The 22,201-nt window shown below is 32.1% G+C and carries 15 protein-coding genes; 12 read left to right on the top strand and 3 right to left on the bottom strand.

Features of this window, described 5'->3' with window-relative positions; genetic code table 11:
• The first annotated feature begins 12 nt into the window (after positions 1–12).
• Positions 13–1,044: an acyltransferase family protein gene (locus RC62_RS07055; RefSeq protein ID WP_082421237.1), complete on the top strand. Its 1,032-nt coding sequence runs from the start codon at positions 13–15 to the stop codon at positions 1,042–1,044.
• The gene (gene recO / locus RC62_RS07050) at positions 1,038–1,751 is read left to right on the top strand and encodes a DNA repair protein RecO (protein WP_055093962.1); all 714 of its coding nucleotides are present in this window, start codon (positions 1,038–1,040) and stop codon (positions 1,749–1,751) included. Before RC62_RS07055 ends, recO begins: the two co-directional genes overlap by 7 nt.
• A 77-nt stretch (positions 1,752–1,828) precedes the next feature.
• Here the strand turns inward: recO and RC62_RS07045 are convergent, their stop codons facing one another.
• Positions 1,829–2,626 (bottom strand): T9SS type A sorting domain-containing protein, encoded by a 798-nt coding sequence (locus RC62_RS07045; RefSeq protein ID WP_055093960.1) that lies wholly within the window; start codon positions 2,624–2,626, stop codon positions 1,829–1,831.
• Positions 2,627–3,108: 482 nt separating this feature from the next.
• Between RC62_RS07045 and RC62_RS07040 the strand changes: the two genes are divergently transcribed.
• From RC62_RS07040 to RC62_RS07025, 4 genes are all read left to right on the top strand, one after another.
• On the top strand, positions 3,109–5,001 hold the full coding sequence (locus tag RC62_RS07040) for a PQQ-binding-like beta-propeller repeat protein (protein WP_055093958.1): 1,893 nt from the start codon (positions 3,109–3,111) through the stop codon (positions 4,999–5,001).
• Between the two features lie 54 nt (positions 5,002–5,055).
• Positions 5,056–6,975 carry a hypothetical protein gene (locus RC62_RS07035; RefSeq protein ID WP_055094514.1) on the top strand — a complete coding sequence of 640 codons (1,920 nt, stop codon included), beginning with the start codon at positions 5,056–5,058 and terminating at the stop codon, positions 6,973–6,975.
• A gap of 203 nt (positions 6,976–7,178) precedes the next feature.
• Positions 7,179–10,580: an isoleucine--tRNA ligase gene (gene ileS / locus RC62_RS07030; RefSeq protein WP_055093956.1), complete on the top strand. Its 3,402-nt coding sequence runs from the start codon at positions 7,179–7,181 to the stop codon at positions 10,578–10,580.
• Between the two features lie 8 nt (positions 10,581–10,588).
• Positions 10,589–10,969: a TraR/DksA family transcriptional regulator gene (locus tag RC62_RS07025; RefSeq protein ID WP_026983623.1), complete on the top strand. Its 381-nt coding sequence runs from the start codon at positions 10,589–10,591 to the stop codon at positions 10,967–10,969.
• Between the two features lie 248 nt (positions 10,970–11,217).
• Here the strand turns inward: RC62_RS07025 and RC62_RS07020 are convergent, their stop codons facing one another.
• Entirely contained in the window at positions 11,218–11,598 is a 381-nt protein-coding gene (locus tag RC62_RS07020; RefSeq protein WP_055093954.1) for a hypothetical protein, read from the bottom strand.
• Between the two features lie 32 nt (positions 11,599–11,630).
• Complete coding sequence (locus RC62_RS07015) at positions 11,631–11,987, bottom strand: roadblock/LC7 domain-containing protein (protein ID WP_055093951.1); 357 nt, start codon at positions 11,985–11,987, stop codon at positions 11,631–11,633.
• A gap of 177 nt (positions 11,988–12,164) precedes the next feature.
• Between RC62_RS07015 and RC62_RS07010 the strand changes: the two genes are divergently transcribed.
• From RC62_RS07010 to RC62_RS06985, 6 genes are all read left to right on the top strand, one after another.
• Complete coding sequence (locus RC62_RS07010) at positions 12,165–12,380, top strand: hypothetical protein (protein WP_055093949.1); 216 nt, start codon at positions 12,165–12,167, stop codon at positions 12,378–12,380.
• A 125-nt stretch (positions 12,381–12,505) separates the two neighbouring features.
• Positions 12,506–13,105 (top strand): lipoprotein signal peptidase, encoded by a 600-nt coding sequence (locus RC62_RS07005; protein WP_055093947.1) that lies wholly within the window; start codon positions 12,506–12,508, stop codon positions 13,103–13,105.
• 138 nt (positions 13,106–13,243) lie between these two features.
• Positions 13,244–16,402: a UvrD-helicase domain-containing protein gene (locus RC62_RS07000; RefSeq protein WP_055094512.1), complete on the top strand. Its 3,159-nt coding sequence runs from the start codon at positions 13,244–13,246 to the stop codon at positions 16,400–16,402.
• An 81-nt stretch (positions 16,403–16,483) separates the two neighbouring features.
• On the top strand, positions 16,484–17,677 hold the full coding sequence (gene kbl, locus RC62_RS06995) for a glycine C-acetyltransferase (protein WP_055093945.1): 1,194 nt from the start codon (positions 16,484–16,486) through the stop codon (positions 17,675–17,677).
• Between the two features lie 112 nt (positions 17,678–17,789).
• Positions 17,790–19,268 carry an OmpA family protein gene (locus RC62_RS06990; RefSeq protein WP_055093943.1) on the top strand — a complete coding sequence of 493 codons (1,479 nt, stop codon included), beginning with the start codon at positions 17,790–17,792 and terminating at the stop codon, positions 19,266–19,268.
• A gap of 63 nt (positions 19,269–19,331) precedes the next feature.
• Positions 19,332–22,097 carry a PD-(D/E)XK nuclease family protein gene (locus RC62_RS06985; RefSeq protein ID WP_055093941.1) on the top strand — a complete coding sequence of 922 codons (2,766 nt, stop codon included), beginning with the start codon at positions 19,332–19,334 and terminating at the stop codon, positions 22,095–22,097.
• The last annotated feature ends 104 nt before the right edge of the window (positions 22,098–22,201 follow it).

The raw sequence follows: 22,201 nt of genomic DNA, 5'->3' as shown, positions 1-22,201 counted from the left end.
TTTAACTCAGGTATGAATAATAAAAATTGCTTCGACTTTTTACGTTTTTTCTTTGCTGCGAATATTCTATTGGCACATCTTTGTGAGTTATCTCAAAATAATAATCTGGCATTTTTATCTTATTTTTCTAATGCAATTATAGGAGTAAAAGGTTTCTTTATTATAAGTGGCTTTTTGGTAGCTAAGAGTTATGCAAATACGCCTTCATTAAAAGAATATTTTATCAAAAGAGCTAAAAGAATTTTGCCTGCATATATTGTTGTTATTTTATTTTCGACTGTAATTTTTGCTTTTTTTAGCAGTTATAGTTTTGTAGAATATTTTGCAGATAGTAATGTTTACAAATACCTGGGATGGAATTTAGTCTTTTTGAATTTTATACATCCTTGCTTGCCCGGACTTTTTGATAATAATCTCCTTTGTTCTGTAAATGGAGCCTTATGGACATTAAAAGTTGAAGAAGGTTTTTATATTATTTTGCCTTTGATTTTTTATGCAATTAAGAAATCCAGAATGCCATTATTTATACTAATAACTCTTTATGTTTTATCATTAATATATTGGTTTGTATTAAATGATTACCTAAATATGCCTGTATTAGCGAAACAATTACCAGGTTATTTGTCTTATTTTGTTATGGGAATCTTTATGTTCCTTAATTTTGATTTCGTTATGAAAAACAAAGTAATACTTATATTATCATCTGTTATTGTATTAACAGGGTATTATTTATCCGGTCTTCCATTGGGTTTTCTTTATCCTGCGGCATTTGGTCTAATTATTATAATTGCAGCTTATAATCTTTCTTTTTTAAACAATTTCGGAAAATATGGCGACTTTACATATGGTCTTTATATTTATCATTTTCCAATTATTCAGCTTTTCAGACAATATAATTTATTCGAAAGATATAATCCTTTTATAATGTCATTTGCTGTAATTTTGATTACTTTTTTCTTTGCAATTATGTCCTGGTTTTTTGTAGAGAAAAGATTTTTGGACAGGTTTAAAAACAATAAAAAGCAAATTCCGACTATATGTTAGTCAAAACCAAAGCAATCGTAATATCGTCATTGAAATTTCAGGAAAAAAGCCTGATTGTAAAATGTTTTACGCTTTCAAATGGTTTAAAATCTTACTTTGTACGCGATGCGTTTTCAAGTCGAAAAGCAAGTCAGAAAATTGCTTATTTTCAGCCATTTTCAATTCTCGAAATCGAAGCTGTACATAAAAATAAAGGGACTTTAGAGAACTTTAAAGAAATTAAGGCGGCAGTTCACTTTCAAAGTATTCATACTGATATTATAAAGAGCACAATGGTTATGTTTTTGTCTGAGATGCTTCATTATTCAATTCAGGAAGAGGAAAAGAACGAATCGCTTTTTATTTTTTTAGAAACAGCATTGACGTGGCTCGATCATCATGATGAAATTTCTAATTTTCATTTAATCTTACTTTTAGAAATTACAAAGTATCTGGGTTTTTATCCGGATGTTTCAGAGATTGATTTGCCTTATTTCGAAATGAATGATGGTGTTTTTACGCTTTTTCATGGTTTGAGCTCCCTTACAGAACACGAAACAAATCTATTTAAAAAACTAATCGATTTAAAATTTGATAATACCCACAAAGTTTTTAATGTAACCGAAAGACAAATTCTATTGAAAATTATAATTGATTATTATAGTTTTCATTTAGACGGATTTAAAAAGCCCAAGTCTTTAGATGTTTTAAAAGAAATATTTTCTTAGTTCTTAAATATAAATAAAGAAACGGGCTTAATTTAGATTATAAATTAAGCCCGTTTTTATGATAAAATAATAGTTGATTATTGTTTTACAAATTTAACAGATGCGCTTACATCTTCTAATTTTAAAAAATAAACTCCTGTAGCTAATCCTGAAAGTTCAATGCTTTCAGAAGAATTTTTTCCTCTTTTCACTGATTTTCCATCTATAGAATAAATTACATAAGACGAGTTTTTGTAGTCGCTGTTTAGTGTTATTGCATCTTTAGATATAGAGACAATTGGGTTGCTTTTTTTAGTGAAATCAACTGTAGATAACGAGCTTTTTTTAGCTATTACAACATTGTCAAAGTATACGTGGTGATCAGAAAAATTTTGATCAATGCTTACAGTATAATAAAGTTTAAGACTAGCACTATTAACTTGTGTTTTGAACATTGATATTTTAAAATCATAAGTAACTGTTTTCCATACGCCATAAGTAATAGCAGTTGTAGGATAAGGAGCCGGTGCAAAAAGAGCTTCTGCAGAATTATTTTGTATCAGTTCAAATGTAAGATTGCTGATGTAATTAGTTGCACTTGTTCCAGGAATAAAATAATCAAATTTTAAAGTGTAAGTATCTAAATCGGTTACGTTAAAATCTTGCGAAAATCTTGCATTAGGAAGTTGAACAGGAAAGAATCCAACTGGAGAAACATCTAAGCTTGAATTACCGTGATTAAATGTAGTAGTTTCTTGTAATGTTGTTCCTGTTATGATATCCCACGAATTTGGAACATCTGTGGTGAATTGTTCAAAACTACCGTTTTGAAGAAGATTTTGACTTTGAGCAATGCCTAAACTGAATAAGGCTAGAATAAGTAATTTTGTTTTCATATAATTCTTTTAAAAGTTTGGATAAAACTACAATAATTAATAGTAAAATTAATGTGAAAAATGATTTCATCTTGATTTTTAATGAGATTGTAGAAAACGTTTGCATTAATTGTGTTTATTCTTAAAAATCCTATTCTCTTTTAATAATTAATTGAATTAAATGAAATTGCTCTCGATTATTGTAATGTCATCCAATATATTCACTTATTTGACAGAACAGATTTGTTAAAAATACTCTTCAGTAAAGCTTTTTCGGTCTAAAAAGTAAGATTTTATTTGCTGTTATAGTTTTCATTCAGAGGTGTTTAAGAACGATGAATAGTTGAAATTTCCTAAGGAAATATTTTGTTAAACTGAATGCTATTTTTATATATTTGCGCAGTGAATTTTTATTAAAATTTTGGTAATTCTTTTTTTAATAAGTTAATTCAACAACATGATCCCCAGCTTAATTATTAATTTTTTTAAAGAAAAAAACGACTATGAAGAAAATTACATTTTCGATTATTTTGCTTTTCTTGGTTGCCTTTTCGGTTACTGCTCAAAGAAAATATGACGAAATAATCACAACAGAGAACAATGTTCAGGATATTGTTCAAAACGAAATAACAGGAATTGTTGTTTTTAAAGAAGGCGGAACTGTAAAAGGTTTAGATCCTGAAACAAAAAAAGTTGTCTGGACATTAACTAAGGAAGATTTTGGAACAATTACTTCAAAAGACATACTAACAGATCCGGATTTTGGAAACGCATTCAAAGACAAAAGAGATTTAACAACTGTTTCAGGAAGTCCTTATGTAGAAGCTTACATCAATTCAAAGTATCTAATTATTAATACTGATACAGGTAAGGTAGTTTACAATTCTTCTAAAGAATCTTTTTGGGTATTTCAATCTGATTTTATTCCTGAAACAAATGAATATCTTCTTACTTTGAAAAAAGACGGAGATATGGCAATCGCCTTATTAGATATGGCAACAGGCGAACTAAAATGGACTACAACTGTTGATAAAGCTAAAGCAATGATTAGCTTTTCTTTGAAATTATCTGCTAATACTAATAAAGCAAAGATTAACGGTAACACAGTTTATTATTTACTATACGGTAATTTGTATTCTTTTGATAAAGAGACTGGAAAATTAAACTGGAAAGCAGCAGAAGAATATACAAAATTCTATGAAACACAAAACGATAAAAATATTGTTGTAGTAAATGCTGCAGGTTTATTTTCGAACAAACAATATCTAAATGTTTTAAGTACAGATGACGGAAAAAGTATCTGGAAAGAATCTATCAAAACAAAACAAGTTGTTTATTTAGAAGATTGGGGAACAAAATTATTAGTGGCTCATAATAGTGGTTTTAATTTCTACGATTTAAAAACAGGAGAAAAAATCTGGAAAAAAGATGCACGTGGAGACGGTTTGAAAAGAGTAATTCCTATCGAGCAGGATTTCTTATATGTTGCAGAAAATGAAATGATGCTGATCAATAAAGACGGAGAAAAACTTTGGAAAAAATTTATCGAAATTTCTGATGATAAAGAAGATCCAATTTATTATTTAGGAAAAGTAGGTGAAAAAGTAATGTACTTAACTGGTACTTACGGGAACATGGTTGATTATAAAACCGGAGTTAAACTTTGGAAACGTAACATCAATTTTGATAAAAACCGTCCGGTTTTGCCAACTTATGACGAAGCTACAAATTCATACTTAGTGTATAATGACGAAAAATTATACAAATTTGATCCAAGCATCAGCGATAAGCCAGAACCTTTTGCTAAAGTAAACATCAAGAAAGAAAAAGAATTAAACAGTATCGAATTATTTCCTTGGGGAGTTGTTCTTTCAGGACCAGTTGAGGTAATGGGAGTTAATATGGATGGTACTGTAAAATACCACCATATATACACACAACCGGGTGAAGGTACAAGACGTTTACTTAAAAGTGCTGCAATTGCAGGAAGTATTGGTTTAGGAGTTGGTTCTGCAGTAAGTGCTGTACAAGCTTCTGAGTTAACAATGACATACCGTGATTCTAACGGAAACATGAGATCTACTGTTCTTAAAGAAGAAGATAAGTCAAAAATGAAACAAGCTAATAATATGGCAGCCGGTTCAGCAGCTTTAGGATTGGTAGCAGCTAAATTTGACAAACGTTTCAATGCAATGAAACAAAACAGAGATTACTCGTATATTTTTGCAAAAGCGGATACTGGAGAAAAAATTCTGGTTAAAGTAAGTAAAGCTGACGGAGTTGAAGTTGATAAAATTATTTTCAACAACAACAAACCACTTTATGAAATAGATCCTGCAACACAAAATATTTTTTATGTGTCTGATAAATCTATTCAAATCTTCAATAAGAAATAATAATAAATACAGAGAGGCCATCAGGATTTGATTCTGATGGCCTTTTTTTTGCCTATGAAAAAAATAGTACTCTTTATTGCTTTGCTTGTAATTGGTTCAATTCAGGCACAAGAAAAAATAAGCTCAAAAAAGAAGAAATTTTATATACCAGTAATAAAATATTCAGAATTTCCTGTTCTTGATAATGCCTTGACTCAAACTACTTTTTATCAAATGGATAAAGAGTTGATACAAGAGGAAATTATTTTAAAGAAAAAATATTTTAATATCGATGGCTTTATAAAAGATCCTGCAAACGGAAAATTAAAAATTTACTTAACTATTGCATTGCCTAAATTTAATGCAACGAAAGTTGATAGTACGTTTGATAAAAAAAAGAATAGCTGGCAATTTCAGGTTTATTCTAATTATGATGTAAGAATAAAAGTTGATGCTAAGTGTGGTGATAAAATTTTATTTACTCAGGATTTTAATAGTATTGAATCGCATATAGTTGGAGGTTCGTATGAAAAAGGTAATGTAAAACTTGCTGTTGAGCTAAGTAATAAAAGAAGTGCACAAGCTGAAAAAGACGGTGATTATACGGCAGAAGAATTAGGTATAGATCATGTAATTTATAGTTCTGTCGACAGAATTCAGAATTATCTAAATTATAAATTAGGATATACCATCGATGAATCTAAAGAAAGATTTGAGTTTGTTACTTCAAAAGGGCATTCTGAATACAATCAAATGTTAGCATTTGAGAACGAAATTACGGCTCAAATGGCCAAAGTGACACTCGAAAAAGGTTTGGATGAAAAATTGCTAACGCCACATTTACAATATCTGGAAAGTTTATTGGTGAAATATCCACCTTCTCCTGCAAACGAAAATATTCGGTTTATCGTAACAAACAACTTAGCAGAAACCTACTTCATGCTCGAAAATAAAGAAAAAGCATTAATGTATGCCAATTTGCTTGTTGAAAACGATAAACAGGATTCAAGAGGATCTTCGATCATTAAAAGAGTTAATAACGGATATTTTGCAGATAAAAAGATAAGAAGTCATACCACCCGTTTTGCTGATCTTAAAAAATTAGGTGTCAAAATTGCGGAAGAAAAAGAAGAGCTGAGATTGGCGTTTTTTGAGAAAATAGCGCAACAAGATGCAGAGTGGGAAACCGAAAAATCGAATCGTGAAGCAAGATTGGAAAAATCTAAAATACAAAGATTTAATTTGCTTGACTCGATACCGTATCAGTTAAATGCTAATTTGCTGGCAAAAGTTGTTGATAATTTAGGAGGAAGTCAGGCTTTGAAAAAAGTAGAGAAAGCACATTTTTTTTCTAAGCTTTCTATAGAAGGAAATAATATGCCTCAAACAGAAGAAAAGTGGGCCACTACATCAAATTATCTTCTGAAGAAAAAAATGCCCGAAACCTATTATGAAATTGTAAACGGGGCAGAAGCCTGGACTCATGATGATCGCGAAAGCGGTCTAAATGCCAAATGGGCTAAATCGACAGCTTATGATTACAATAATTTATCAAGAAATGTTGACTTAATAAATTTCCTGACAGATCTAAGATTGGATTTATGGAATAATTTTGAAGTTCTTGAAGATGAAATGTACGAAGGAAGATTGTGTTATCATTTAAATTATTTCGAGAAAACATTAAGTTCCGGTAACAGAACAATTCCTAAAACAGATTATCATGTTTTTATTGATAAAGAAAACTTTAATATCGTTTCTACAGAAAAAACAGAATTTGATAACGGAAATAAAAGTTTTTTCGAAAGAAAGCTTTTTGGTGATTATCGCCCGGTAGCAACATTAAATTCAGGAAAAATTCCGTATAAGATTAATTATGAAATAGAGGATTTTAATGGTGAAACTTTTTATCAGGAAACACGTGAAAAAGTTGAAATAAATCCTGTTTTTGGAAATAGAATTTTCATGAAAGAAGTCTATTTTGGAGGATTTAAATAAGCTTCAATAACAATAAAAGAGAATAATTAGAATTGATTGGTTTTAGGTTTATTAGCTCATTTTTTTGAGATTAATACCGGAAACTAATCAATTCTTTTGTTTTTGTATCTATTATCTCAACAAAAGTTTGTGAAATTTTAATAAATAGGCGGACAATAATCCAAAATTCCTTACTTTCGCACCTCGTTTAAGAAAAGGATAAAATGAGCACAAAATTTACTGAATACAAAGGACTTGACTTGCCTGTAGTGGCGTCAGAAGTACTTGATTTTTGGAAGAAAGAAAATATATTTGAAAAGAGTGTAACAACTCGCGAAGGCGCAGAGCCTTTCGTATTTTTTGAAGGTCCGCCTTCAGCAAATGGTTTACCGGGAATTCACCACGTGATGGCACGTGCGATTAAAGATATTTTTTGTCGTTATAAAACTCAAAAAGGTTTTCAGGTAAAAAGAAAAGCCGGTTGGGATACGCACGGATTACCTGTAGAATTAGGTACCGAAAAAGAACTTGGAATTACAAAAGAAGATATTGGTAAAACAATTTCTATCGAAGAATATAACGAAGCGTGTAAAAAAACCGTAATGCGTTATACTGACGTATGGAATGATTTGACCGAAAAAATGGGATATTGGGTAGATATGGAAGATCCGTATGTTACTTACAAACCAAAATATATGGAGTCTGTTTGGTGGCTTTTGAAACAAATCTACGATAAAGGTTTGTTGTACAAAGGATACACAATTCAGCCTTATTCTCCAAAAGCAGGAACAGGATTGTCTTCTCACGAAGTAAATCAGCCTGGAGCTTACAGAGATGTTACAGATACTACGATTGTAGCACAATTCAAAACTTTGCCGGAAACGCTACCAAGCTTTTTGCAAGGTTTTGGTGATATCCACATCTTAGCCTGGACAACAACTCCATGGACATTGCCATCGAATACCGCTTTAACAGTTGGACCAAAAATCGATTATGTTTTAGTAAAAACATTCAATCAATATACTTTTGAGCCAATCAATGTTGTTTTGGCTAAGAATTTAGTTGGAAAACAATTCAGTAAAGGATTTTTCTTAAGTGAAGACGATTCTGACTTTGATAATGTAAAAGAAGGAGATAAAAAACTTCCATACAAAATCTTAGCAGAAGCAAAAGGAGCTGATTTAGTAGAAATTCGTTACGAACAATTATTACCTTACGTATTACCTTACCAAAATGCTGAAAATGCATTTAGAGTAATTGCTGGAGATTTCGTTACTACAGAGGATGGAACCGGAGTTGTACATACCGCTCCAACTTTTGGTGCTGATGATGCTAAAGTAGCAAAAGAAGCTAAGCCGGAAGTACCGCCAATGTTGGTTCTTGACGAAAGCGGAACCCCAGTTCCATTAGTAGATTTACAAGGAAAGTTTACTTCGCATTTAGGTGAATTGGCCGGTAAATACGTGAAAAACGAATATTATGATGCAGGACAGGCGCCAGAGCGTTCTGTTGATGTTGAAATTGCTATTCGATTAAAAGAAGAAAATAAAGCCTTTAAGGTTGAAAAATACGTACATAGTTATCCACACAGTTGGAGAACTGATGAGCCGTTATTATATTATCCACTAGACTCTTGGTTCATTAAAGTAACCGATGTAAAAGATAGAATGTTCGACCTGAACGAAACTATCAATTGGAAGCCTAAGTCTACTGGTGAAGGACGTTTTGGAAATTGGTTGAAAAATGCCAACGACTGGAACTTATCTCGTTCTAGATATTGGGGTATTCCGTTGCCAATTTGGAGAACTGAAGACAAAAAAGAAGAAGTTCTTATTGGTTCTGTAGAAGAATTGTACAATGCGATCGAAAAATCTATCGAAGCAGGTTTTCAAAAAGAAAATCCGTTCAAAGGTTTTGAAATCGGAAATATGTCTGAATCTAATTATGATTTAATTGATTTGCACAAAAACGTAGTAGATCAAATTACTTTGGTTTCGGCTTCTGGACAACCAATGAAACGCGAAAGTGATTTAATTGATGTTTGGTTCGATTCTGGAGCAATGCCTTATGCACAATGGCATTATCCTTTTGAAAACAAAGATAAAATTGACGAGAATAAAGATTTTCCGGCAAATTTTATCGCAGAAGGTGTCGATCAGACTCGTGGATGGTTTTATACCTTACACGCAATCGGAACTTTAGTTTTTGATAAAGTAGCGTATAAAAATGTAGTTTCGAATGGTTTAGTTTTAGATAAAGACGGAATAAAAATGTCTAAAAGTAAAGGGAACACTATTGATCCTTTTAAAACCATTGAAGAATATGGTCCTGATGCCACACGTTGGTATATGATTATGAATGCAAATCCTTGGGATAACTTAAAGTTTGACCTTGACGGAATTGCTGAGGTTCGTCGTAAATTCTTCGGAACTTTATATAATACCTATTCATTCTTTTCGTTATATGCGAATATTGATGGGTTTAAATACGCTGAAGCGGAAATTCCGTTGAACGAAAGACCGGAAATCGATCAATGGATTATATCTGAATTACATTCTTTAATAAAATTTGTTGACGAATGTTACGAAGATTACGAACCAACAAAAGCGGCGAGAGCTATTTCTGACTTCGTTCAGGAAAACTTGAGTAACTGGTACGTTCGTTTGTGTCGTCGTCGTTTCTGGAAAGGAGAATATGCTCATGATAAAATTGCAGCTTACCAAACGCTTTATACTTGTCTTTTAACGATCAGTAAATTAAGCGCTCCAATCGCTCCTTTTTTCATGGATAAATTGTACCGAGATTTGACAGCTTCGACAAAATCCGAGCAATATAGCAGTGTTCACTTGGCAGAGTTTCCAAAATTTGTCGAAAACTTTGTTAATAAAACGTTAGAAAGCAAAATGCAGAAGGCGCAAACCATCTCATCTTTGGTTTTATCGCTTCGTAAAAAGGAAATGATTAAAGTGCGTCAACCTTTGCAAAAGGTAATGATTCCGGTACTTGACGAAAATCAAAGAGCCGAAATTGAGGCTATTTCAGACCTTGTAAAAGCGGAGGTAAACGTTAAGGAAATCATACTTTTAGATGATGATTCCGGTATTTTAGTGAAGCAAATTAAACCTAATTTTAAAGCATTAGGACCGCGTTTTGGTAAAGATATGGGTCTGATTTCCAAAGAAATACAATCTTTTACGGCAGATCAGATTAATCAGTTGGACAAGCAAGGAACGTTAGATATTGTTATTGCTGGAAATAATGTAACTTTATCACTAGAAGATGTCGAAATAACATCTCAGGATATTGAAGGCTGGTTGGTTGCAAACTCAAACGGAATAACAGTTGCGCTTGATATAACGATCTCTGAAGAATTGAAAAACGAAGGTGTCGCTAGAGAATTAGTAAATAGAATTCAAAATATCCGTAAAGATTCTGGATTTGAAGTTACTGATAAAATTAAAGTAAAAATAAAACGAAGCGGTATCTTAGAAGAAGCAATTCTGAAAAATGAAGACTATATTAAGTCTGAAACATTAACAGATGAATTGATTTTTGTTGACGCCTTAGAAAACGGCACAGAAATTGAATTTGATGATATTAAAACAATGATATTAATTTCAAAATAAAATATAAAATGATAGATGAAATTACAAGATACTCTGATGCAGATTTAGCAGAGTTTAAAGAAATAATTCAAAATAAAATACAAAAAGCACAAGCCGATCTGGATTTAATAAAAAGTGCTTACATGAATGATTTGAATAACGGAACAGATGATACTTCTCCAACTTTTAAAGCATTTGAAGAAGGAAGCGAAACAATGTCTAAAGAAGCAAACTCACAGTTAGCTATCAGACAGGAAAAGTTTATACGCGATCTAAAAAACGCCTTATTCCGTGTTGAAAATAAAACATATGGTATTTGTAAAGTAACAGGGAAATTAATTAGCAAAGAAAGGCTAAAAATCGTTCCTCACGCTACAATGAGTATCGAAGCGAAGAACTTGCAACGATAAACAATATTTGATTGAAATAAGCGCTCCTTTTAGGGGCGTTTTTTTTGTTTAATGTTTTGTGGAAAAGGATTCAGGCAAACTAATAATCATTTGAAAGAATTTGATTATAATTCGAAAAAACAGAATGGAATTAAAAGGCTGTTTTTTGTAAGAAGAAAAATATAGTCGATTTGGGGCGACGTAAATATTTTTTAATTAGAACTATCTTGATAGAAAAATAGCTCTAATTAAAAAATAAAACTAAAAAACTAAGCTAAGTTTTTCTCTAATTCTAATTTGTGTTTTCTTAAAACGGCTCTTGTCATTCCTAAATTTGCCTTACTCGCATCTGCTGCAAGATAGATCATGAATTTTTTGTTTGGTGAAATGTCAATAATATGAATTTGATTCGAAAGTGTAATCAAAATATCTTCAATATCCTGATTCAGGTTTAAGGCTTTTACTGCGCTCAGTTTTGCTTTAACAACTTCAAGATTGTACGCCGCTGCCAATTCAGGATCAAAGGAAGGGTCAACAGTTAGGTTTCCAAAGCTTAATCCAGATTCAATTTCGGTTACTGCGACAGCTATAAAGCCGTTTACGTTAGTTTTAATTTCATTTAAAAAAACGTTTAAAAAATCATTACTCATAGTTTGTGGTATTTGGTGTTAATAGATTTATGTTATTTTAATAGGGAATTTTTACTCAATTCTGAGGCTACTTCATCGGTGGATCGCATTAACAGACCCAGATTGCTGCCGTCTTTTGAAAATGCAATTATAAAGTTGGTGCCGCTTATTTTATTTCCAATAACAACTCCTTCTGAGGTTTTTAAAAAAAGTTGTTTTAAAGCGCCTTTGTCTAAATCAATTAAGAATTTTTCGCTCATTGATAAAATTGCAGCACTCATTGCGGCAACGCTGTCTGCGTAATCTATATGTAGTGATGTGATTAATTTTCCTTTTCCATTTATGATTAATGCAGCAGAGGATTTTGTAGTAACTAAGAAATCATTTAGGGTAGATGTAATTTCATTCATATTTGTAGGATTAGAGGGGACTGTTAAAATTAATTCATTTTGATGTTTATTGGTAGAGAATGTTGTTGTTTAATCTAAACAAGTGTTAATTTTATTTAACAAATATAAATTAAATTATGTATCATTGTAATACCAAATCATTAATAATTTATTTATTTAACATAAAAAACTTACACTATGGCTAAAGTATTGAAATTCAAAGATGTAAATTCTGATGTAGAGAGTAAAATGAAAGATTTTGAAAAAATTCGCATTAAATTTAAAGCGGATATAAAAAAAGCTGAAGCTAAAAAAGCTGCTGCCGGAAAAGAGGGAAAAGGCTTGCTTAAGTCTATTTCTGAGTTTTTTAGTGATGCGCCAAAGACACCTGCTCAGCAAAATGTTAAAAAATAGACTTTGCATAAGCAGAATAAAGCTGATATAATACAACCTGGTTTAGTACCAGAAAAGATTAACGCTCCTTTAGGAGCGTTTTTTTTGATTAAATTGTTACTTTTGCCCCATCAAATTTTAATAAAATGTCATTACCAAAAGCGTATTTCCTTATATTTTTAGTTTTAATTGTTGATCAGCTTTCGAAAATCTATGTAAAAACAAATTTTGTTTTAGGTGAGGAGGTAGTTGTGTTTGATTGGTTTAGAATTCATTTTATTGAAAATGAAGGAATGGCTTGGGGTACAAAAATACCGGGGCAATATGGTAAATTAATTTTAACCGTATTTAGAATTTTCGCTGTATTCGGGATTGCATATTGGTTGTCTGATTCTATCAAGAAACGTCATTCTACTTATTTAATAGTGGCAATTGCCCTTATTTTTGCTGGAGCTGCCGGAAATATAATCGATTCTGTTTTTTACGGTGTTATTTTTGACGGAAGTCATGGTAATCTTGCTACTATTTTTTCTCCGGAACCTTACGGAACATGGTTTCATGGTCTTGTAGTTGACATGTTTTATTTCCCGATCTGGAGAGGTACTTTGCCAGGCTGGTTTCCAATCTGGGGAGGTGAAGAAGTTTCTTTTTTTAATGCTATTTTTAATGTTGCTGATATGGCAATTTCTACAGGAGTTGGGATTTTGCTGGTTTTTAATAAAAGAGCTTTTCCTAAAACAGCATAATTATTTAAAATATTCCAATAAAAAATTCCAAATTCCAATATTTGATGCATTCATTGCAGGTAGATATTGGAATTTGGAATTTTGTATAATTGGGGTTTAATATTTATTGTGCTATTTTTACATTATAAAACTAAAGTTATGCAAAGTCCGTCCTTTTCCCTTTATGATGCCTCTGCAGGTTCAGGAAAGACCTATACTTTGGTGAAAGAATATCTAAAAATTATTCTTTCTTCTCCTAAAAATGACGCGTATCGAAATATCCTTGCCATAACTTTTACCAATAAAGCGGTTCATGAAATGAAAAGCCGAATTGTGGGAAGTTTATCTGAGTTTACAAAAGAAGAACCTTCTTCAAAAGCAATGGATTTAATGGAGGATTTGTCCCGTGATACAGGACTTTCTATTATTAAAATCAAGACTAAATCACAAAATATTATAAAGCATCTTATTCATAATTATGCTGCATTTGATATTTCTACAATCGATAAGTTTACACATAAGGTAATACGTGCTTTTGCACATGATCTGAATTTACCAATGACTTTTGAGGTGACTTTAGATACTGAAAATTTATTGACAGAAGCTGTTGACGCTATTATTGCACAAGCCGGACAGGATGAAACTCTGACTAAATTACTGATTGATTTTACGATGGAAAAAACCGACGATGATAAAAGTTGGGATATCTCACGTGAAATTTTGGATACCGGAAGATTGGTTTTGAATGAGAATAACCGAAATGAGATTTCTCATTTTCAAGATAAGTCTATAGAGGAGTTTGTTGTTATAAAAAAGAAAATGCTTGCTCTTTGTAAAGAGCTGGAAACTGAAAATGAAACTTTGGCTACTGAAGCACTTGCTTTAATTGATAAGAACGGAATAGATTTAAAATCATTTTCGCGAGGTACTTTTCCTAATCATTTGGAAAGTATTCGTGATGGGAAGTTTAATCCCAGAAATAAAACGTTTCATGAATTTGAGGATATTGCAATCAATAAAACAGCAAAAGACAGAGCGTTAATAGAAAATATAATTCCGGAACTGCTTCAGATTTTAGAAAAAATTTATAAAAATTTTGAGAAAAGGGATTTTTATAAAGCATTTTTAAAAAATATAACGCCGCTTTCTTTATTGAATACCGTTAGTAATGAGCTGGCTAAAATTCAGTCAGAACAAAATATCTTATCTATTTCTGAATTTAATGCTATTATTCATCGCGAAATTCAAAACCAGCCTGCGCCCTTTATTTATGAACGTATTGGGGAGCGCTATCGTCATTTTTTTATTGATGAATTTCAGGATACCTCTGAGATGCAATGGCAAAACCTGATTCCGTTAATTGATAATTCACTTTCCGGGTTGGATGATTTAGGAAATAAAGGCACCTTGATGATTGTAGGAGATCCTAAACAATCTATTTATCGATGGAGAGGTGGTAAAGCAGAACAATTTATAGAATTGAGTAAAGGTTTAAATCCTTTTAATAATCCTGAAAAAGTAATAAAGCATTTAGATACAAATTATAGAAGTTATAGTGAAGTAATTGATTTTAATAATGCCTTTTTTAAATTGATTTCAACTGAATTTTCAAATGATGATTATAAAAATTTATATGAGAATCATAGTTTTCAAAACTCAAATTCAAAAAAAGGCGGTTATGTAAATATTTCTTTTCTTCCAATAATCGAAAAAAGTGATTTTGCTGATGAGGAAGAAGTTGTAGAAAAATCAGATTTATATGTTTTGGCGACTTTAAATACAATTCAGAATGTGGTTCGTGAAGGCTTTTTGTATCGGGATATTGTTATTCTGACCAGAAAAAGGGATCAGGGAATTGCAATTGCTAATTACCTGACAGAACAAAACATTCCGCTTTTATCGTCAGAAACATTGATGATTCAGAATGCTACCGAAGTTCGTTTGATAGTTCATCTGTTGAAATATTTAAACAATAGTGCTGATCTGGAATCAAAGGCTAATTTTCTGCATTTTTTAGCTTCAAACAAGGAGATTCAAATACCTGTTCATGATTTTATAGCTGATGGAATGTCAAAAAGATTGGAAGTTGATTTTGAAAAATGGCTTTTGAATTTTGATGTTTCGCTTTCTTTTGAAAATATTCGAAAAAAATCGCTTTATGAAGCAGTGGAAATAATCATTTCCAAATTCGTACCTCTTGCAGAAGGAAATGCTTATGTACAATTTTTTCTGGATATTGTTCTGGAGCGAGATATTAGAAATCAGGCAGGAATCGCTGATTTTTTAAGTTACTGGGATAAAAACGCAGAGAAATTCAGTATTCCTTCTCCGGAAGGCAATAATGCAGTGCGAATTATGACAATTCACAAGTCAAAAGGATTGGAGTTTCCAGTTGTGATTATGCCTTTTGCTGAAGAAGATTATAATCGAAAACCAAAAGATAAATTATGGTTAGATACTGACGATGTTGATTTGGATGTTCCAAAAGCTTTAATTGATAATAGCAGTGCCGTTGAAGGTTTTGGCGAAAGTGCATCTGCTGTTTTTAATTTAAAAAAACAAGAAGAATTGCTGGATAATATTAATGTTTTGTATGTGGCATTAACACGTGCAGAAGAACAATTATATGTTATTTCGCAATCTTTAAAGGAAAGAAAAGATGGTAAGTTTCCAAATAATATGGCTTCATTTTTTATTAAATATTTAATTCATCAAGGCGTTTTTGATCCTGATAAATTAGAATATGAATTTGGAAATAAAAACAGACTTTCTAAAGATGAGAAATCTGTGGATTTGATAAAAACAATTCCTGTTGTTTCGGAAGTTCTAAATCCAAAAAATATCAAAATTGCACAACGAGAATCTTTAATGTGGGGAACCCATCAACAAGAGGCAATTGCGTACGGGAATATAGTTCATGAGATTTTGGCATTTATTAAGGATAAATCAGATATTGATTTGGCGATTACAAAAGCAATCGAAAATGGTTTGATTAAAATTGATCAGGTAGATTTGGTATTAAAATCGCTTCATGAAATTGTAAATCACCCTGAATTAGCTGATTGTTTTGATGGGAGTTTTAAGGTTTTAAATGAGCAGACAATTGTTCAGAAAGAAGGAAGGATTTTAAAGCCTGACCGAATTGTTCTTACCTCAAATAAAGAAGCATATCTTTTAGATTACAAGACTGGTGCAATAAATCCGAAATATACACAGCAAATTCAAGAATATCAAGATGCTATTGAGGATTTAGGATACAAAGTGTTAAAAAAGGTATTGGTGTATATAGGAACAGAAATCGATGTAGTAAATTTGTGAAAAAATTAATCAGATGTTAAGAATAAATGAGGTCTTAAAATGGCTAAATTGTTAATTTTTAACGTTTTAAATAAATAAAAGATGTACGGTAAAATAAAGGAACATTTGCAAAGTGAACTTCAGGCAATTGAAGAGAACGGAATTTTTAAAAAAGAACGAATTATAACTTCGGCACAAGATGCAGAAATTACTATTTCTACAGGAGAAAAGGTTTTGAACTTTTGTGCAAATAATTATTTGGGACTTTCATCACATCCTGAAGTGGTTCAGGCTGCAAAAGATGCTATGGATACTCATGGTTTTGGAATGTCATCTGTTCGATTTATTTGTGGAACTCAGGATATTCATAAAACATTAGAGAAAAAAATTGCAGATTTTTACGGTACAGAAGATACGATTTTATATGCCGCAGCTTTTGATGCTAATGGTGGTGTTTTCGAGCCTTTATTAGGGGAAAACGATGCAATTATCTCTGATAGTTTAAATCATGCATCAATTATTGACGGAGTTCGTTTGTGTAAAGCAGCACGTTATCGCTATGAGAATAGTAATATGGAGGATTTAGAACATCAATTGATAAAAGCAAATGATGCTGGAGCTCGTTTTAAATTAATTGTTACTGATGGAGTTTTCTCTATGGATGGTCTTGTAGCACCTCTTGATAAAATTTGTGATCTGGCAGACAAGTATGATGCAATGGTAATGGTAGATGAATGTCACGCTGCCGGATTTATTGGGGCAACCGGTAAAGGAACACTTGAGGCAAAAGGAGTAATGGGCAGAGTTGATATTATCACAGGTACATTGGGTAAAGCTCTTGGAGGAGCAATGGGTGGTTATACAACAGCTAAAAAAGAAATAATTGAATTATTGCGTCAACGTTCGAGACCATATTTATTTTCTAATTCATTAGCCCCGGCAATTGTTGGAGCATCTATAAAAGTTTTTGAATTACTTGAAAAAGACACTTCTTTAAGAGATAAATTAGAGTGGAATACGAACTATTTTAAGGATGGGATGAAAAAAGCTGGTTTCGATATTATCGACGGAGATTCAGCAATTGTGCCTGTAATGTTGTATGATGCTAAATTATCTCAAACAATGGCCAACGAGCTTTTAAAACAAGGGATTTATGTAATCGGATTCTTCTTTCCTGTTGTACCAAAAGAAAAGGCAAGGATTAGAGTACAACTATCAGCTGCGCATACCAAAGAACACTTAGACAGAGCGATAGCTGCCTTTATAGTTGTCGGTAAAATGTTAAAAGTTATATAATTTCCATTTACTGAAATTTTTGTAGGTTTTTTTTAACATTTCATTTTGTATTTAAAAATTTTGGTGTTACTTTTGTCTGTAATTAACTAAATTGTAATTAAAAAAATTAAGTATGAAACATCTTAACAAACTTTTAGTTGCTGTGATGATGGTGATGGGTTTAAGTTCTCACGCACAAGACAGTAACAATCCATGGGCTATCTCTTTTGGAGTTAATGCCGTTGACACTAGAACCAGTTCTGGTGCAGGAAGTGGTTTCTTTGATCAACACTTTTCTCAGCCATTCGCTGTAAAAGACAACTGGAATATTCTTCCTTCTTTATCTTACATTGGTGTGTCTAGATATGTAGGTAGCGGTTTCTCTGTTGGTTTACAAGGATCTGTAAACAAAATTGATAAAGCTGTTTATTTTAGACCAACTGCTCCTGGACACGATTCAAGAGGTAATGTTGTTACTAATCCTGGCGATTTAATGTATTATGGAATTGATGCTACTATTAAATATAGCTTCCAGGAATTAATCAAATCTAAAGTAGTTGATCCTTCGTTATCTATTGGTGGAGGTTATACTTTCTTAGGAGATGATAGTTTTGGAACTGTAAACCCAGGTGTTGGAGTAACTTTTTGGTTTACTGACGCTATTGGTTTAACATTAGCTTCAACTTACAAATGGGCTGTTGCTGCTGGTGACGATGTTCCTGGAAGAAATGATTATAACGGAGAAATTGATTCTCCATCTCACTTCCAACACACTGCAGGTCTAGTTTTCAAATTCGGAGGTAAAGATACTGACGGAGACGGAATCTACGATAAAGATGACGCTTGTCCAGATGTTGCTGGTTTGAAACAATTCAACGGATGTCCTGATACTGACGGAGACGGAATCGTTGACGCTAGTGATGCTTGTCCAGATGTATTTGGTTTAGCTGCATTAAACGGATGTCCTGATACTGACGGAGACGGAATTGCTGATAAAGATGATGCTTGTCCAGATGTTGCTGGTTTAGCTGCTTTAAAAGGTTGTCCTGATACTGACGGTGATGGTATCGCTGACAAAGATGACAAATGTCCTACAGTTGCTGGTCCTAAAGAAAATGGTGGTTGTCCTTTCTTAGACGCTGACAAAGATGGTGTAGCTGATAAAGATGATGATTGTCCTACAGTTTACGGTCCTGCTTCTAACAGAGGTTGTCCTGAAGTAACTACTGAAGCTTTAGAAGATCTTAAAGTTCAAGCTAGAGCAATCTACTTCAACTCTGGTAAAGCTACTTTCAAAACAGGAGACAAAGAAACTCCAGCTAGATTAGATGCTATCAAAGAAATCCTTAAAAACTATCCAAACGCGAAATTCAGTATTGAAGGTCACACAGATAGCGATGGTTCTGACAAATTGAACCAAAAACTTTCTGAAGATAGAGCTGCTGCTGTAATGAACGCTTTGATCGAAAGAGGAGTAAACGTTGATAACTTAGTATCTAAAGGTTTTGGTGAGTCTCAACCAGTTGCAAGCAACAAAACTGCTGCAGGTAAAGCACAAAACAGAAGAACAGAAATTAGACACATTGGTTCTAAATACCAAGGTAAACTTTAATTTACTTTCTAAATAAAGACTAAAAGCCATTCTTAATTGAATGGCTTTTTTTATTTTTATAAAATGATAAATAATTCTTTTCTCGGAAAAATAGCATCTGTTGTAATTCAGGATTATTCAGCTAAACTCGCTGAAACAACTATTATTTTACCTAACAAAAGAGCCAAGGTTTTTTTAATCGAAGCTTTAAAAAATGAAACAGCCAATACGATTCTTTCTCCTGAAATTATTAGTATTGAAGACTTTGTACAAGATGTAGCATCGATAAGATCTGTAGATGCAATTGAGCTTTTATTTGAATTTTATGAAGTCTATCTTTCTGTAACCGAAAAGCAAAACCAACAATCTTTTGAATTATTTGCCAATTGGGCAAAAACACTCTTGCAGGATTTTAATGAAATCGATCGTTACTTATTAGATCCAACTCATGTACTCTCATATTTAAAAGATATTGAAGACATAAAAAAATGGGGAATTGAAGTTGAAAACAGCACTAAACTTTTAGAAAATTATATTGATTTCTGGAAACTTCTGCCATTGTATTACGATTCATTATACAATCATTTGCTGAATAAAGGAATAGGATATCAGGGATTGATATATAGAGAAGCGGTAAATAATCTAAATCACTTTTCGAATACCATCTCAAACCGATCTTTTATTTTTGCAGGATTTAATGCTTTAAATGCTGCTGAAGAAAAAATTGTACAACACCTTTTGTCTCTCGATCAGGCTAAAATTTATTGGGATGTAGATCAGGTTTTTTTAAATGATCCTTATCACGATGCAGGACTTTTTGTTCGTCGTTTTAAAGAAAATTGGAAACATTATAAATCACACATTTTTGAATGGATTGTCGATGATTTTTCACAGTCAAAAAACATTCAGGTTATAGGAACTCCCAAAACTATAGGTCAGGCAAAATTGGCGGGAAGTATTATCGAAAACATAATCACTGAAAACCCAAATACATCTCTTGATAAAGTTGCAATTGTTCTGGGTGAGGAAAATTTATTAATTCCTGTTTTATATTCATTGCCTTCTTCTGTTGGGAGCCTGAATATTACTATGGGTTATTCAGGAAAAAATAATCCATCGCAAATATTAATTGCCAAATTATTTAAAATGCATACTAATGCCCTTTCGCGAAAAGGAGATAGCTATGTTTTTTACTATAAAGATGTACTTGATATTTTAACACATCCTCTTATTGAGCCTTATGCAAACGCGGGCAATCTGGTTAGAATTATCAAAGAAAATAATTATACATTTATTACGCATAACAGGATAATTGAACTTAATTCAAGCCAATCGAAATTATTTAGTTTATTGTTTCAAAAATGGGAAAATGGATCAATTGCTGTTCTTGAAAATGTTTCGGCACTTTTGCTTTTAATAAAAGAAAATTTCAGTAACGATAGCGAAGAAGAAAAGATTGCAAAAGCCTTTGTTTTTGCTGTTTTTAAAGTTATTAATAAGCTTATAAATTATTATTCGCAACATCATCATATTGATAATATTGATACTTTGCATGCTATTTACAAGCAAATTATTGATGTTGCTGAAGTTTCGTTTGAAGGAGAACCTTTGCGGGGATTGCAAATTATGGGAGTTCTTGAAAGTCGTGTTCTGGATTTTGATACCGTAATTGTAACTTCGATGAATGAAGGGAAGTTTCCGGCTGGAAAATCTCAAAATTCATTTATTCCGTATGATGTAAAAAGAGAACTAGGTTTGCCAACTTTTAAAGAAAAAGACGCTATTTATACCTATCACTTTTATCATTTATTGCAAAGGGCTAAAAATATTTATCTTATTTATAATACTGAAAACGATGGTTTAGATGCCGGAGAACGAAGTCGTTTTATAACACAATTAGAAGTAGAGAAACAGCACAAACACAATCTTACTTTTGATATCTATAATCCTGTTTTGCCTACCTCTGCATATCAGCCAATGGTAGTTCCTAAGTCTCAGGCTGTAATGGATCGTTTAAAGGAAATAGCCACTACAGGTTTCTCTCCATCTGCGTTAACGAGTTATATTCGAAATCCTATTCAGTTTTATTTTCAAAAAATTCTGCGTATTCGCGAGGTCGAAGAAGTAGAGGAGAATATTGCTCTGAATACTTTGGGAACGATTATTCATGAAAGTTTAAAAGCGTTGTATGATCCTTTTGTTGGTAAGTTTATTTCTGAAGCTGATATCGAAAATTGTTTTAAACTGTTAGATAATGAAGTCTTAAACCAGTTTAAAGTAGTTTATAAAGAAGGTGAAATTAAAAAAGGACGTAACCTTTTGGCGTTTGAAGTCGCAAAACGAAATGTTTTTAATTTCCTGAAAATGGAATTAGAGGCGATCAAAAACGGAGACGCAGTAAAAATCATAGCTTTAGAAAAAACATATGAACGTGAGTTGAATCATCCTAATTTGCCATTTCCTGTTTTGATTAAAGGAAATGTCGACAGAATCGAATTGCGCAACGGAAAAATCAGAATCATTGATTATAAGACCGGAAAAGTAGAAAAAACGAATGTTGTACTTAAATCATGGAATGGCTTAACACAAGAGCTTAAAAACGATAAAATTATTCAGGTTCTGGCTTATGCGTTCATGTTTGAAAACGAAGCTGCGGGTTTGCCTATAGAAGTTGGGATTATTTCGTTTAAAAATCTAAAATCAGGATTCCTGCCTTTTGGATTTAAAGAAGATAAAGAATTGGATTCTACTGTTACAAATGAAATTTTAAAAAACTATTTAGAAGAAGTTGTAATATTATTGGCAGAAATTTTTGATGAGAATATTCCTTTTGAGGAAAAAATAGATTAAGATATCAGAAAGCTGCATAACATATTCGAATTTTTTAAAACCACATTGGTTATTAATTTAACTGTTTGTGCGGTTGCGGTTTTATTTGGTGGCTTTGATTATTT

The sequence above is a fragment of the Flavobacterium aquidurense genome (assembly GCF_001404985.1).
Lineage (GTDB): Bacteria > Bacteroidota > Bacteroidia > Flavobacteriales > Flavobacteriaceae > Flavobacterium > Flavobacterium aquidurense_B.
The sequence above is the reverse complement of the archived record's forward strand: the minus strand, read 5'-3'. Positions and strand labels throughout refer to the sequence as shown.